This is a genomic window from Streptosporangium sp. NPDC000509 (assembly GCF_042898365.1).
In the GTDB taxonomy this organism is placed as follows: Bacteria; Actinomycetota; Actinomycetes; order Streptosporangiales; family Streptosporangiaceae; genus Streptosporangium.
This window is the reverse complement of the sequence record NZ_JBIAYX010000012.1, coordinates 229,738-243,844: the sequence shown is the minus strand read 5'-3', so window position 1 is coordinate 243,844 and position 14,107 is coordinate 229,738. Positions and strand designations below refer to the sequence as shown.

Annotated in this window: 15 protein-coding genes; 3 read left to right on the top strand and 12 right to left on the bottom strand. The window is 68.3% G+C overall.

Annotation, left to right across the window (positions count from 1 at the left end; translation table 11 throughout):
* Positions 1 to 8 precede the first annotated feature (8 nt).
* From ACFY3D_RS23325 to ACFY3D_RS23315, 3 genes are read right to left on the bottom strand one after another with little or no spacing between them, the layout of a single operon-like run.
* Positions 9 to 455, bottom strand: coding sequence for a helix-turn-helix domain-containing protein (locus ACFY3D_RS23325; protein WP_389982358.1), 447 nt, complete (start codon positions 453 to 455; stop codon positions 9 to 11).
* 9 nt (positions 456 to 464) lie between these two features.
* Positions 465 to 929 (bottom strand): DUF6879 family protein, encoded by a 465-nt coding sequence (locus ACFY3D_RS23320; protein ID WP_389982355.1) that lies wholly within the window; start codon positions 927 to 929, stop codon positions 465 to 467.
* Between the two features lie 28 nt (positions 930 to 957).
* Entirely contained in the window at positions 958 to 1,353 is a 396-nt protein-coding gene (locus tag ACFY3D_RS23315; protein ID WP_389982352.1) for a hypothetical protein, read from the bottom strand.
* Between the two features lie 344 nt (positions 1,354 to 1,697).
* Here ACFY3D_RS23315 and ACFY3D_RS23310 point away from each other — a divergent pair, with 344 nt between their 5' ends.
* Positions 1,698 to 2,459 (top strand): Mut7-C RNAse domain-containing protein, encoded by a 762-nt coding sequence (locus ACFY3D_RS23310; protein WP_389982349.1) that lies wholly within the window; start codon positions 1,698 to 1,700, stop codon positions 2,457 to 2,459.
* 272 nt (positions 2,460 to 2,731) lie between these two features.
* Here the strand turns inward: ACFY3D_RS23310 and ACFY3D_RS23305 are convergent, their stop codons facing one another.
* The 4 genes from ACFY3D_RS23305 to ACFY3D_RS23290 all read right to left on the bottom strand — a co-directional run bounded on the left by ACFY3D_RS23305 (position 2,732) and on the right by ACFY3D_RS23290 (position 7,913).
* Positions 2,732 to 4,093 (bottom strand): family 16 glycosylhydrolase, encoded by a 1,362-nt coding sequence (locus ACFY3D_RS23305; RefSeq protein ID WP_389982346.1) that lies wholly within the window; start codon positions 4,091 to 4,093, stop codon positions 2,732 to 2,734.
* A 380-nt stretch (positions 4,094 to 4,473) separates the two neighbouring features.
* Positions 4,474 to 5,778 (bottom strand): aspartate--tRNA(Asn) ligase, encoded by a 1,305-nt coding sequence (gene aspS / locus ACFY3D_RS23300; protein ID WP_389982343.1) that lies wholly within the window; start codon positions 5,776 to 5,778, stop codon positions 4,474 to 4,476.
* A gap of 333 nt (positions 5,779 to 6,111) precedes the next feature.
* Positions 6,112 to 7,269 carry an acyltransferase gene (locus ACFY3D_RS23295; protein ID WP_389982340.1) on the bottom strand — a complete coding sequence of 386 codons (1,158 nt, stop codon included), beginning with the start codon at positions 7,267 to 7,269 and terminating at the stop codon, positions 6,112 to 6,114.
* On the bottom strand, positions 7,266 to 7,913 hold the full coding sequence (locus tag ACFY3D_RS23290) for a TetR/AcrR family transcriptional regulator (RefSeq protein ID WP_389982337.1): 648 nt from the start codon (positions 7,911 to 7,913) through the stop codon (positions 7,266 to 7,268). The genes ACFY3D_RS23295 and ACFY3D_RS23290 overlap by 4 nt, the downstream gene beginning before the upstream one ends.
* 270 nt (positions 7,914 to 8,183) lie before the next feature.
* Here ACFY3D_RS23290 and ACFY3D_RS23285 point away from each other — a divergent pair, with 270 nt between their 5' ends.
* Positions 8,184 to 8,363, top strand: a complete 180-nt coding sequence (locus ACFY3D_RS23285; protein WP_389982334.1) for a hypothetical protein — start codon at positions 8,184 to 8,186, stop codon at positions 8,361 to 8,363.
* Complete coding sequence (locus ACFY3D_RS23280) at positions 8,364 to 8,975, top strand: TetR/AcrR family transcriptional regulator (protein WP_389982331.1); 612 nt, start codon at positions 8,364 to 8,366, stop codon at positions 8,973 to 8,975. It abuts the gene before it with no gap.
* A gap of 42 nt (positions 8,976 to 9,017) precedes the next feature.
* Here ACFY3D_RS23280 and efeB read toward each other — a convergent pair whose 3' ends face one another.
* The 5 genes from efeB to ACFY3D_RS23255 form a co-directional block, all read right to left on the bottom strand.
* Positions 9,018 to 10,271 carry an iron uptake transporter deferrochelatase/peroxidase subunit gene (gene efeB / locus ACFY3D_RS23275; RefSeq protein ID WP_389982328.1) on the bottom strand — a complete coding sequence of 418 codons (1,254 nt, stop codon included), beginning with the start codon at positions 10,269 to 10,271 and terminating at the stop codon, positions 9,018 to 9,020.
* Positions 10,272 to 10,300: 29 nt separating this feature from the next.
* On the bottom strand, positions 10,301 to 11,446 hold the full coding sequence (gene efeO / locus ACFY3D_RS23270) for an iron uptake system protein EfeO (protein WP_389982325.1): 1,146 nt from the start codon (positions 11,444 to 11,446) through the stop codon (positions 10,301 to 10,303).
* Between the two features lie 21 nt (positions 11,447 to 11,467).
* On the bottom strand, positions 11,468 to 12,319 hold the full coding sequence (gene efeU, locus ACFY3D_RS23265) for an iron uptake transporter permease EfeU (RefSeq protein ID WP_389982322.1): 852 nt from the start codon (positions 12,317 to 12,319) through the stop codon (positions 11,468 to 11,470).
* 182 nt (positions 12,320 to 12,501) lie between these two features.
* Positions 12,502 to 13,146, bottom strand: a complete 645-nt coding sequence (locus ACFY3D_RS23260) for a TetR/AcrR family transcriptional regulator (protein WP_389982319.1) — start codon at positions 13,144 to 13,146, stop codon at positions 12,502 to 12,504.
* Complete coding sequence (locus tag ACFY3D_RS23255; RefSeq protein WP_389982316.1) at positions 13,136 to 13,921, bottom strand: SDR family NAD(P)-dependent oxidoreductase; 786 nt, start codon at positions 13,919 to 13,921, stop codon at positions 13,136 to 13,138. The genes ACFY3D_RS23260 and ACFY3D_RS23255 overlap by 11 nt, the downstream gene beginning before the upstream one ends.
* Positions 13,922 to 14,107: the final 186 nt, after the last annotated feature.

The following is a 14,107-nucleotide window of genomic DNA, read 5'->3' as shown; positions in this document are numbered from 1 at the left end:
TCGTCGATTTAAACACCTTGACGTATGCGAACTTGCTCCAAAGACGTAGTGGTAAATCCGGCAGTCTGAATCAGACCAGGGAGGGTCCTGGACTGGTAGGCCCGAATGAGAGAAGTGCGATCGTAGATCGGCCGAACCGAGAGTTGCGCCTGGCGAAGACCCGCACGGTTCAGTCGCTGATACGTAACCCACGTTCCTGCCATCGATTGCTGCTCGGCAAGCAGTTCGTCGGTGCGCTGCGGCGGAACCCCGCATACCTGACACCAGGCGCGAACGTCGTCAGCGGATGCGGGTCGAGTGCCATGCTCAATCTTGCTGACCTTTGTGTTGCCATGCCAGCCGGCGCGGGCGGCCAACTCTTTGGCCGACAGCCCGGCTTGAAGGCGGATCTCGCGAAGTTGGTTGGCAAGGGCCTGGCGGGCATGCTGAGCGCTGGAAGAAGACGAGGACGGCACGAGCGCTGATCAGGTGGTCGTCGGAGAGTACGCTTCGTGATCGATCCCAAGGTCCCACACCGTCTCGAACGCCATCGCGCAGAGACCGACAACAGCAGGGTCCTCGCTGAACTGGTGTCCCGTCACTTCGCCGTCACCACTGAAGAGAGAAAACCTCACCAAGCGGTCATCGAACACCCAGAACGGGTTACCCGGTAGTGCGAGTGTGGAAGCCAGAGCGCGAGGTAGCCAACGAACCAATTCACCTGCAGCGATGTTGTGACCTGCTGTCATGCTGTGTTCCCAGCGGATGTAGTCGCTCGCCGGCTCGGAAACAATCCGAGCCCGACGAATGATCACACCACGTGCCACCGCACTGCTGATCAATCCGCGAAACGCGATCCCACCTGGCGTCTCCGGTTGTGGTAGGCCTTTCTTCCAAGCCAGATAACGCGGATCGGTGGTGATGTGCTGATCGTGCATTTCAAGATGCACCGCTGAACTGGTGCAGTCGGCCAGCAGTTCAGCGAAGGTCGGCTTCTTCGAGTCTCGTCCGAACGTCTTCAGCAGGCCTGGGGTGGGTATCCGGTGCGAAGCGTCGCTTCCCGCGCTCGTAGCTGCCACGGGCCGCCTCCATGATGATCGCCGCCATGACGGCGGGGAGTCGTACTACCGACTCTGAGTCCTTGATTCTGCTGTCAGAGTTGATCCACGCCAGGATGTCCTTATCGGTGACTGTATCGCCCTGGAAGTAGAAGTCTCCCGTCTCGGGATCAACGAATACCGCTGGGCAATCATCATCGGGGTTGCCTGGATCAACGCCTACGAAATCTAGCCGCACGATGTGCTCCCATCTGGCGGACTGCCTGATGTCGTCCCTGCACTTGGTGAGCTTCGACGCCGGCCACAGAGCAGTCAAGCGCTTCAGGAAAGTTAAGCCATCGCGAGGCCATCATGGGTGCCGATAATACCCCGGAACGGACATCAGCTCGAGAAGCTGAATGCCCTCTAACGCCTTTAAAATGAGACTATCAAGCATATTTGATCAGGTTAGACAAGATATGCTCCCAAAGATGACGTTATATGGATAACGTCGGGCTTCAACGCTTACCACCGGTTTCCGGCGGCTTCTCTCCTGGCGAAGCACCCACTCCAGTCGTACGGACAAGGGCCCGACGCCGCCCTGATACCCGTGCCGAGCGGTCCCGCAAGCCATCGTTTAATACGTGTCGAGGCTCCTGGGGCGGATGGCATGCTGAGGGGGTGAGCGAATCCGACGTCCACCTGCGTATCGTCCCCGAGTTGCTGCTGTTCCTGCCCGCGCGACGGCGACGCGAGTGGCAGCGGGTGACGCCGGACGGGACGTCGACGCTGGGCCATGTCGTGGAGTCGATCGGCGTCCCGCTGCCCGAGGTGGGGCCGCTGATCGTCGAGGGCGCGGAGGTCGACACGTCCTATCAGCCCGTCGCCGGTGACGTGGTCCACGTTCACGCCGTGCCCCGCCCTCAGCGGGTGCCGCTCGAACCCGGCCGGCACGCGCCCCGGTTCCTGCTCGACGTCCACCTGGGCACTCTCGCGCGACGGCTCCGACTGCTGGGCGTGGACGCGACCTACCACAACGACATGGACGATCCCTCCCTCGTCGCCGAGGCGAACAGGGAACGCCGCGTGCTGCTCACCCAGGATCACGGCCTGCTGTGCCGCCGGGCGCTCTGGCTCGGCGCCTACGTACGAGGCACCAAGGCGAACGACCAGCTTCGCGACCTGCTGGAACGGTTCGCGCCGCCGCTGCGGCCATGGACCCGCTGCACGGCCTGCAACGGGGAGTTGGCCCCCGTCGAAAAAAGCGAGATCGACCGCCTGCTGGAGACCGGGACGAGGCGCTCCTACGACGTCTACGGCCGATGCTCGGAGTGCGGGCAGATCTACTGGCGTGGCGCGCACAGCGAGCATCTGGAGGAGATCGTACAGTCGGCTCTGCGCATGACCCGCCAGGAGTCACAGGTCGGCGGGGAGACGCGCTGAGGCAGGCCGGGCACGGCTTGCCCGGTTTTCGCCGGTCTCCGTCAGCGGGATGTCACGGCGGAGCATGAGAGCTTTCCGGTCACACTGCGGGATGTCGCGGCGCGGCATGAGGGCCTTCGGGTCGCCGCGCTGCGGATCTCGCCGATCCGCACCGGCCCCGAAGGCCCTCACCCCACTGCAGCCGCCCCGCACCGGACCGGTGCGGGGACGGTCGGTCTGGCGCCGCCAGACGCGGCGCCGCCGGTCAGCCGTCCCAGCACGGGACGGTCGGTCTAGCGCTGCCAGACGCGCACGTAGTCGACCTTGAAGTCGGCCGGGAAGGTGGTCGAGGCGTCCGGGTCGCCCAGCCAGCCGCCGACCTGGAAGTTGATCCGCAGGTGGAACTTGCGCTTGTAGCTCGCGTCGGAGCCGAAGGTCTCCTTCAGCCAGGCGGGCGTGTTGCCCTCCCGGCGCCAGATCTCCTTGCCGTCGATGTACCAGCGGATCACCCCGGGCTCCCACTCGGTGGTGTAGGTGTGGAAGCCGTCGCCCGGGTAACCGCTCGGGAAGGTGTAGCGGAAGTCGCTCTTGGTGGGCGTGTAGTCACGGAAGATCGCGGCGGTCGCGGCCTTGTAGTACTTGGCACCGCCGGGAAGCTCAGTGACGTCGATCTCGCCGTTGCCCCCGTCGTCCGGCCTCATCCAGAAGGCGGGCCACAGGCCCGTGGAATTGGTCGGCCCGTTCGGCGACTTCGCGCGCACCTCGAAGCGGCCGTAGGCGAACGACGCCTTGCCCTTCGTGTCGAGGTAGGCGGTCGTGTAGTGACGGGTCGTGCCGGCGCACTTCCAGTCTTCCTTGAGTGCCCGCACCGTCAGGTTGCCATCGCGTACGAACTGGTTCTCCGGCCTGCTGGTGATGCAGGCGCGGTCGTAGTCCACGGAGCTGTCCTTGGGGTTCCACTTCTTGGTGTCGAGCGCGGTGCCGTCGAACTCGTCGGACCAGACGAGCTTCCACCCGGGCGGGTTCGTGGAGGTCGCCGTCGGTGTGGCGGTCGGCTTCACGGTCGGTGTGGCCGTGGGCGTGACGGTCGGTTTCACCGTCGGCGTTGCCGTGGGCTTCGCGGTCGGCGTGGGAGTGGCCGTGCCGCCCGTGGTGTAGGTGACGACGAGGCGCGGCCGGATCGCCGCGTTGGAGTTGTCGGCGGAGGCCCAGTAGGTGCGGGTGTTCCTGGTCGACTGGCGGACGGCGAAGGTCACCGCGCCGTTGCCCGTGACGGCCGAGGAGACGTCCCAGGCGTTGTAGCCCTTGGTGACCGCGCTGGAGGAGTCCAGCGCGGAGCCGAGCGTCGGCCTGCTCTCCCAGGTTCCGGCGGCCGAGGCGCCGCCGCTCGCCTTGTGGGCGGTGGTCGTGGTCGCGGCGAAGGCGTTCCAGGAGTACAGCTCCAGGCGGGCCTTCACGTTGGTGGCTCCGGCGGGAAGGCCGGCGACCGTGAAGGCGACGACCGCCTGCCGCTCTCCGGCGGAGTTCCCCTCGCAGGACTGCGGGCAGGTCGCGAGCGTCGTCTTGGCGCTGCCGTTACCGTCCTGGGACACCTGCGAGTAGGAGGTGTCGGCCGACGGCTTGATCGTGACGCTCGGCGCCGCCGCCGAGGCCACGCCACCTCCCCAGATCGTGACGAAGGCACAGGTCGCGGTGAACGCCGCGACGAGGTGCCTTCTCGGGAGTCGCGAGCCTCTCGGCCGCGAATCTCCCGATCGTGAATCTGTCATCTTCTTCCCCCATTGATGTCATCGAACCGCTGCTGCAAGCGGTCCATGATCATGTGAACGGGATGAAGATAACAGCGAAAATCAGGGTCTGTCGTTTTTTGAAAATTTGGACGGTTCCATTCTGATACTGCCGTTCACCAGCGTCTTTGACGGAAATCTCACCCTGTCGGTCAGCTCTCCTTCGCCGCGCAGGAGTGACGAACCGCCGGTAGGTGCGGGTGGCCGACCGGCCACCCGCACCTACGCCACGACGGAGAGCGAGTCGTTTACGGGGCGAGCCGGTGCAGGTCCCGGGGGAAGAGCGTGACCTGGCGGATGTTCTGCACGTCGAGCAGGCGTGCCATGAACCTCTCCAGCCCGAAGGCGAAGCCACCGTGCGGTGGCATACCGGAGCGCATCGCGTCGAGATATCCCGAGTACGCCGACAGGTCGCTCTCACCACGCGCGGTCAGCGTTCGCACGTAGTCGTCGTGGCGGTGCATCCGCTGGCCGCCGCTGACCAGCTCCAGGCCACGGAATATCAGGTCGAACGCGCGTGAGTGGCCGGGCCGCGCCGGGTCCGGATGGGTGTAGAAGGCACGATGCGCGGTCGGGTACCCCTCGACGAACACGAAGTCCGAGCCGTGCTCGCGCGAGGCCCACTCCCCGATCCAGCGCTCGTGCGCCGGTGCGAGGTCGGGCTCGGCGGTGATGTCCTCGCCGGTCGCCTTGCCGATCATCTCAAGGACGTCGGAGAAGTGCACCACCACGGGGCTCTCCGGCAGTACGGGCATGGTGACGTCGAGAAGCTCGAGCGAGGGACCGGCCGCCGCCCGGATACCGGCCAGCATGCCCGCGACCGTCGCGTGACACGCGGCGATGACGTCGCGGTGGTCCTCGACGAAGCCCATCTCGGCGTCGAGGGACGTGTACGACGCCAGGTGGCGGGCGGTGTCGCTCGGCTCGGCGCGGAAGACCGGTCCGACCTCGTAGACCCGCTCGAAGACGCCGACCATGATCTGCTTGTAGAGCTGGGGCGACTGCGCCAGGTAGGCCGGGCGGCCGAAGTAGTCGAGCCGGAAGACGTTGGCGCCGCTCTCGGTCGCCGCGCCCACGATCTTCGGGGTGTGGATCTCGACGAACGACATGGCTTCGAGCGCCGTACGGAAGCCGCCGACCGCGGCCGCGCCGATGCGGTGGACGGCGGCGAGCTTCGGGTGGCGCAGGGCGACCGGCGCGTGGTCGAGCATCGTCGGCAGGCTCGCGCGCAGGTCGGGCCGATAGAGGTCGAACGGGACCGGTTGCGCGGGGTCGGTCAGTGCCTCGATCACCGGCGAGGTGATCTCGACTCCGCCCGGCGCGGACCGCTCGGCGGTGACCGTGCCGACGACGGAGATCGTCGTCTCCTCCGGCAGGGCCTCCAACTGGGCGCGGACGGTTTCCTCCGACACCACGACCTGGGTCAGGCCCGTGGCGTCGCGCAGGATCAGGAAGGCGACCGACTTCAGGAGCCGGCGGCGGTGAATCCAGCCCGCGACGTGTACGGTCTCACCGACGTGCGCGGACAGCTGGGTGGACAGGATGCGTTGCATGGTGGTGACCTCCTTGAGTTCGCAACGCGTCCCCTGAGAGGCGTGGGCGAGCGGGATCCTCGCGGTACCACCACACCTTCGCCACGCCGCCGGTTGGTGCGGCGCGGCCTCGGCAAACCCTTGACGTGGGCGATTCGGCGGGACTCTACTGGGCCCGGAGGCCGTTCTTCCCCGCAGCTCGGGAGGGTCTTCGCGCCCCGGCCGGAGTCCGCCTTCGCAGCTGCCGGCGGCTCTCTCCGACTCCGGTGATCGAGGCTCTACTTGTCTCCGTCATCGCTGTTGATCGCCACCTTATCCGGCCTCCTCCGCACCTGCCCAGCTCATTTACCCGGTTCAGAGCACCTTGCGCGCACCGGGCAGGGCGCGGACCAGGTACGCCGTCGCCCAGCAGAGCGGCAGCGCGAGCGCGGTGAGCAACGCGGCCTTCGCGACCGCGGGCGCCTGCACGTCGCGAAGGGCGTAACCCAGGGCGACGAGCACCACCGGATGGATCACGTAGACGGCGTAGGCGTGCGCCGACAGGAACCGGCGGCGGCGTCCCTGGTGGCCGAACCGCTCCCGGAACAACACCAGCAGGCCGAGGATGACACCGACGGCGAGCACCGACTCGCAGGTTGCCGCTATCAGGGACGCCGGGGTGCCGTGGCCCAGGATCCCCTCTCCCGCGAAGATCAGGCAGAGGACGAGCACGACCGCGGCGACGGCCGCGACGGCGAACCCGACCCGGCCGGCCGTTCTGGAGAGACCCTCCAGCCAGCCGCGCCTGGCCGCGACCAGCCCGACGACGAACAGTGCCACGTACTGCGGCAGGTAGGCGGGTGAGGGCAACCCCAGCACGGAGATGCCCATCGGCACCACGATGCGCCACAGGTAGGTGACGAGGGCCAGCCCGACGGTGAACCCGACGATCGCGACGGCGCCGGGCGCCCGCCCCGCGGCCGGGGCCGGTTCGGATGCGCGCCGGTCCTCGCCGGTGAGGTGCCGCCAGAGGACGTAGAGCACGCTGAACACCAGCAGCACCTCGACGAACCACATCGGCCCGGATGTGAACGAGCTCAGGTAGAACTCCCAGTAGGGCAGCTCACTCCCCCGCTGGACGGCGGCGTCCCTCTCGGCGGTGTACCGGCCGACGGTCACCAGGGGGCGGAGCACCAGCAGCCAGAGCAGCAGCGGGACTCCCAGGCGCAGCAGCCGCTCCTTCAGGAATCGCCGGGTCCCCCTGCGGTCGCGGGAGCCCGGCACGAAGAGCCCCGAGACGAGGAAGAAGGCGCCCATGAAGAACGCCTGGTTGAGCACGAGCAGGATGTCCAGCAGCGTTGCCGAGGAGTCGGCCGGGGGTTCGATGTAGTACCAGCGCGGCACGTTGCTGTAGGCGATCACGGAGTGGTGGACCACCACGAGTGCCATCAGGGCGGTGCGCAGGTTGTCGACGTAAAGGAGCCGCGGGCGGGTGCCGGACGGCGTGGCCGGCCGGTTGACGGACTGTGTCATCGATTCGACGTCTCTCCGCGAGGTTCGGCCCGAGCGGCGTGCTCGAACAGGTCTGCCAGTTCTTCGGCGTGCGCTTCCAGGTCGTGGCCGGGGTGGGCCACCCAGTAGGCGAACATGTCGTCGATCGCGGCCTGCACGGTGACGGACATCACGCGGGGGTCGAAGGAGCGGAACTCGCCGCTTTCCTGGCCGCGACGGAACAACGCCTCCCGTGCTTCGTAGATCGGTTCGTTGAAGGCGATGCCGTAGCGCGGCTTGCCGTCGGGGGTGCGGAGATTGTTGAAGATCTCTCCGAGGGCGAGCAACTGGGCGCGGTGGCCCCGCATGTACTCGGCGACGGCGCGGATGCTCGCCCGCAGCTCGCCGGCCACCGTGGTCTCCTCGTTCGTCCGCGGCAGGACGAAATCGGCGATCTCGTGGTAGACCCGCTCGACGATCTGCTCCATCACCTCGGTCTTGCCGGCGAAGTGGTAGGAGATCACGCCCTTGCTGATCCCGGCGCGCTCGGCGATGCGCGCCAGCGAGGTGTTGGCGTAGCCCAGCTCGGTGAAGGTCTCGATGGCGCTGTCGACGATCTGCTTGCGGCGGGCCTCCTCGATGAACGACGACCGTTTCTGGCCACTTGGATTTTTTTCTGGCCGCATGGTCAAAAAATAGTGCGAACGGCCAGAGGCCGCAACCCGGCGGGCGTGGGAACTCAGGGACAGGACGCGTCCGGGTAGATAGCAACATCGTGTTGCTATAGTTCGCGACATGTCGTCGCCAAATTCTCGGCAAAATTGGCTGCCTCTCCTCGTTCTCGCGGTCGGTGTGTCGATGATCGTCATCGATGCGACGATCGTGAACGTCGCCGTTCCGGCGTTAATCGACGACCTAGAACTCACGGTCACCGATGTGGAGAGGCGACCCGCAGGGTGCCGGTCATCACCGGGCTGATCCTGCTGGCCGGGCTCGGCTTCACGTTCCTGCTCCCGCGTACCGCCGCTCCCACCCGGGGCCGTGATGGCGCGGACGGGGAAGAAGACGGGGAGAATGACCGTGACGGAGCGGGGACGCCCGAGCCGGACGGCGGAGGGCGCCGACAGGAGGTGTAGATGCCAAGGATCAGCGCGGCGACCGTCGCCGACCACCGAGCCAATCAGCATGCCGCCCTACTGGAGGCGGCGCGCGAGGTCCTGGCCGCACGAGGTGTGCACGCGCTCACCCCGGCGGCGGTGGGTGCCCGGATCGGCCTGGCCCGATCGAGTGTCTACCGTTATTTCTCCTCCACCGCCGACATCCTCGCCCAGCTCACCGAGGAGGCCTTCCCCCGCTGGGCCGACCGGCTGCGCGCCACCGTGGCGGCCCCCTCGCCCGGCGGATCGGCCACCCCACTCGACGAGCGGCTTCTGGCGTACGGCAGGGTCGCGCTCGAGTTCGTCGGCAGTACCGACTACGCGCTGGTCCCGGCGGCGCAGACGCTCGGACTGCCGGCCGAGTGCCTGACGCGACTGGAGGAGTTGCACGCGTCGCTCATCGAACCGCTCTGCGAGGTGCTCCGTGAGGCGGGATACGACCACCCCGCCCTGCGGGCCGAACTCGCCTGGGGCGTCCTGCGCGCGGGCACCCGACGCCTCGCCTCGGAATTCTCCGGCGAGGCCGGCGCGAAGGACACGACCGAGATCATCGAGATCACCCTCGACATGTTCTGCCGGACCCTGCGCTGACCTTCCGCTTCACCGGGTGCGCCCCAGCCCTGGCCTCGGTGGTCAGGCGAACAGGGCGCGGCCCCAGTAGTCGCCCGCGTCGCGCACGCCCGGTGGGCAGGCGAACAGGCCGCTGGAGACGTGCTTGATGTACTCGTTGAGGGAGTCCTTGCCCGCCAGGGAGCGCTGCACGGCGACGAACTGCCGGTGCGGGTCGCGCTGGTAGGCGATGAAGAACAGCCCGGCGTCCAGCCGGCCCAGCCCGTCGGAGCCGTCCACGTAGTTGTAGCCGCGGCGCAGGAGGCGGGCACCGCCGTTGTGGGACGGGTGCGCGAGCCGCACGTGCGCGTCGTCGAGGATGAGCGGCTTACCGTCGGCGCCCTTCGCCTCGAAGTCGATCGCGTCGAACTCGTTCTTCCCGCCCAGTGGGGCGCCCTCGCCCTTGTCCCGGCCGAAGATCTGCTCCTGCTCGGCCAGCGGCGCCCGGTCCCAGGTCTCAATCATCATCCGGATCTTGCGGGTCACCAGGTAGCTGCCCCCGGTCATCCAGTCGGCGCCGTCGCCGGGGCCCACCCACAGCTGCTCCTTCAGCAGCTGCACGTCCTCCAGCTTGAGATTGGCCGTGCCGTCCTTGAACCCCATCAGGTTGCGCGGCGTCGCCTGCGCGCGCGAGGTCGACGAGGTGCGGCCGAAGCCGAGCTGGGACCAGCGCACCGAGACCCGGCCGAAGCCGATCCGCGCCAGGTTGCGGATGGCGTGCACCGCCACCTGCGGGTCGTGCGCGCACGCCTGCACGCACAGGTCGCCGCCGGAGATCTCCGGCAGCAACGCGTCACCGGGCAGGTGCGGCAGGTCGGCGAGCGCGGTCGGCCTGCGAGAGGCGAGCCCGAACCTGTCGTCGAACAGCGACCCGCCGAAGCCGACGGTGAGCGTCAGCCCGGAGGCGGGCAGGCCGAGCGCCTCGCCGGTGTCGTCGGGCGGCGCCTCGGGCTGGCCGCCGATCGCGCCGAACGTGCCCGCCTCCTGGCCCTGCGTCATCCGCGCCGCCGCGGCGGTCCACTCCTGCAGCAGCTCGGCCAGTTCCGCCTTCTTGTCGGTCGTCACGTCGAAGGAGACGAAGTGCAGCCGGTCCTGTGCCGGGGTGACGATGCCCGCCTGGTGCTCACCGTAGAAGGGGACGGCGTCGGAGACGGCGGCGACCGTGGTGGGCGCGGGCTCGCCGCCGATCCCGCGTACCGCGACCACACCCGCGCCGGCGACCGCCACGCCGGCCGCCCCCATGCCGAGCAGTTTCCTGCGGCTGATCCGCTCGCTCACCGAACCCCTCCTCTCATCTGGGACGGTCGTTACTTCGCCACCACTGCGGCGATCTTGCTGATCGGTTCGGCGAGCGCGTTGATCGCGTCCGACAGCTTTTTGAGGTCGTCCTTGGACAGCTCGGTGTGCAGCTTCCAGCCGTCGCCCTTGCGGTGCGCGCCGAGCGCCGCCTCGGCCCCGGCGAACTTCTCGTCCAGCGTCTTCACCAGTTCCGGGGCGCGCTCCTCCAGGACGGGGCGGAGCGCCTGGACCGCGGCCTTGGAACCCTGCAGGTTGGCGTCGAAGTCCCACAGGTCGGTGTGCGAGTAGCGGTCCTCCTCGCCGGTGATCTTTCCGGAGGCCACCTCGTCGAGCAGGCCCTTGGCGCCGTTGGCGAGCAGCACCGGCGACAGCTCGGCGGAGTTGGACTGCTCCACGATGGTCTTGATGTCGGCCATCAGCTTGTCGGCGATCGGGCCGTCCTTGCTGACGTCCTTCTTGACCCACAGGTCCTTCTCGATCCGGTGGAAGCCGGTCCACTCCTCCCCCTCGGCCACGTCGTTCTCCCGGGCGTCGATGGCCGGGTCGAGATCCCCGAAGATCTCCGCGACCGGTTCGATCCGCTCCCAGTAGGTGCGGGAGACCGGGAAGAGCGCCTTGGACTTCTCGATGTCCTCGGCCTTGACCGCGTCGACGAACTCCTGCGTCTTGACCAGCAGAGTGTCGCTCTGCGACTTGATGTAGCGCTTGTAGCTCGCGGTCGCCCCGGCGAGCTGGGCGTCGTCGCTGAGCGGCTTGTGCTCGCCGGTGACCTTGAGCGGGCCGCGGACGCCCTTGCCGACCATGCCCGGCTTGCAGGCGGTCTCGTAGCTGCCGGTCGGCAGCTCGACGATCACCTCGCGGGTGAGGCCCGGCACGATGTTCTCCACCTCGCCCATGACCCGGTCGCCGGGGGCGTACACATAGAACTCGGTCACCTTGGTGCCACCGTTGGTGATCGCGAACGTCGAGGTGCCCGCGGCCACCTCGGTGACCGCGACCTTGCACTCGGTGTCGGTGGCGGCCACCGCGATGGGGCCGCCCTTCGCCGGTGCGGCGGAGGTGCCCGCGCCCGGGGCTGCGGTGGGCTCGGCGGAGCAGGCCACGAGACCGGCGAGGGCGAGGACACCCGCGGCGACGGCAAGGGAAGTACGCATGATCGTCCTGTTCGGGAAGTCTCAGCCCGCGGGCTGCGGGTCGGTGGAGGGAGTGACGGTCGACGGGGTCGGGCGGTCACGCCGCGGCCGCAGGAAGAGGATGAGCGTGGGCACCGCGTAGGCGGCCCAGGCCACCGTCTCCAGCACGCTCGGCTGCGGGGTGATGTTGAACATCCCGGACAGCAGGGCGCCGTACCAGGAGTCGGCGGGCAGCGCGGCGCTGATGTCGAAGGCGTAGGTGGACAGGCCCGGCAGGACACCGGCCTCCTGCAGGTCGTGCACGCCGTACTTGAGAATGCCGGCGGCGACCAGGATCAGCAGCAGGCCCGTCCAGGTGAAGAATTTGGACAGGTTGATCCGCATCGCGCTTCGGTAGACGGCCCAGCCCAGCGCGACCGCGGTGAGCAGGCCGAGGCTGATCCCGATCAGCGGAACGGCGGTGGCGGTCGCTCCCTGCACGGAGGCGAAGAACAGCAGCGCGGTCTCCAGGCCCTCACGTGCCACGGCGAGGAAGGCCATCACGACCACCGCGACCGCGCCGACCTCCAGGGCTTCGCTCAGCCTGGCGCGCAGGTCGCCGGAGATCGTCCGGGCGGCACCCCGCATCCAGAAGATCATCCAGGTGACGAACACGGTGGCGAGCAGCGAGGTGACCGCCTCGAACAACTCCTGCTGCCGGTATTCCAGATGGGCGACGGTGAAGGTGAGCAGCGCGCCGAACGCGACCGACAGGACGAGGGCGGCGCCGACCCCGGCCCACACGAGGGGCAGCCGGTCGCGCCGGTCGCTCTTGACGAGGAGCGCGACGAGCACGGAGACGACGAGCGTGGCCTCCAAGCCCTCGCGCAATCCGATGAGGTAACTGGCGAACACCGTCACTCCATAGATGGGAAGCCTTACCTAAATTAGGGCAGGGCAACCTTACTCTTCGCAAGGAGGTGATTCCCACCGGGGGCCACAAGACATGAACGAAATGGCGATATCGCGGTATGTGCGCGGTCAAGCACTCATACCGGCTCAGCACGTTCCAGGTGCGGCGGGTGAGCCACCCTCTCCTATCCCGGCGCCGGAGCCCGCAGGGATCGCCAGATCCGCTCGGGAAGCAGCCGGGACGCCTCGTCCAGGTCGATGCCGGGGGCCCCGGCCAGCCAGCGGCGGGCCGTCTCCGCGACCGGGCCGATGACCAGCATCTCGATCAGCTCGTCGGGCAGTCCCACGACCAGCCCCGCCTCGACGTACGGTCGCAGCCAGCCCTGGATCCCGGTCAGTCTGGGCGCCTTCTCCGCCGCGATCGAACCCGTGTGCGCGGTCAGGAAGTCGGCGTAGGCGGAGGCGTGGACGAATCGCGCGGCGGCCCGGTGTTCGCGGGTGAAATCGAGATATCCGGTGACCACGGCCCGGATACCGGCGGCGGCCCGTGCCTCGGTGCCCTCGCCTGGGCCTCCCGCCCGCTCCGGCGGCACCGCGTCGAGCGCGGCGATGAGGGCGTCGAGCAGGTCGGCCAGGCAGCGTGCGTACAGGGCCGCCGCCAGCCCGTCGAAGCTGCCGAAGTGGTGGTAGAGGCTTCCGACGCTGACACCGCTCGTGGCGGTCACCGCCGTCATGGTGAAGCCGTCGACGCCCTTCTCCGTGTAGAGGTCCAGCGCCGCCGCCAGCAGCCGCTCCCGGGTCTCCTCGCCGCGACGCTGTCTAGGCGACACCGGTCAGCTCCGCCGCCTGTGCCCACAGTCTCTTCGCCTGTGCGGGATCGGCGGCCACCGGGGCGAGAGGCAGCTCGCGGTCGACGTCGAAGTACCGTCCGGTGCCGGCCTGGTCGAGCGCGAGCCGTACGACCGGTGCCGCGCCGTCGGCCGGCGCCTTCCACAGCCGCTTCGCGACCTTCAGCAGCGCCCCCGCGAGACCGCTCCGGTCACCGAGCCCGGTCCTGATCACTCCGGGATGGACGGCGTCGATCGTGATGTCCCGCGGCCTCCAGCGCTCGGCCCACAGCGGCATCAGCGTCAGGTTGCAGAGCTTGGTGGTGGCGTAGGTCCGCAGCGGGGAGAAGTCCGCACCGGTCGGGGTGCGCGCGAGATCGACCCGGCCCGTGCCGTACAGGCCTGCGGTGACCTGGACGACTCTGCTCAGGCGATCCTCCAGCAGATGGTTGAGCAGGAAGGGCGCCAGATGGTTGACGGCGAAGGACTCCTCGAATCCGTCCTCGGTGAGCCGCCGCGCCGCCGGCCAGATCCCGGCGTTGTGGACCAGCACGTCGAGCCTCGGGCAGGTTCCGGCCAGTGCCTCGGCGACGGCCCGGACCCCCTTGCACGTCGAGAGGTCTCCGGTGACCAGGTCGGCGCCGAGCCGGGCGGCCTCGCCCGCCGCCGCGGGATTCCTGGCCACGAGCACCACCCGGTGATCACGACGGGTGAACTCCTCGGCCGTGGCCAAACCGATCCCGCGGTTGCCACCGGTGATGACGACGGTAGGTCTCATAGCGAAATCGTAGTCGATTCTAGAGAGACTCTCTAGAATCGACTGACCGCCGATCAGGGAACCCGCCGAGAAGGGAAGAGGCGCGGTTTTCGCGCGGGAAGAGCCGATGCCTTCTACCGGAAGAACACCGCCTACCGGAGAAGAGCACCGGCTACCGGAAGAGCACCGCACCTCTTCGTGTCGCCC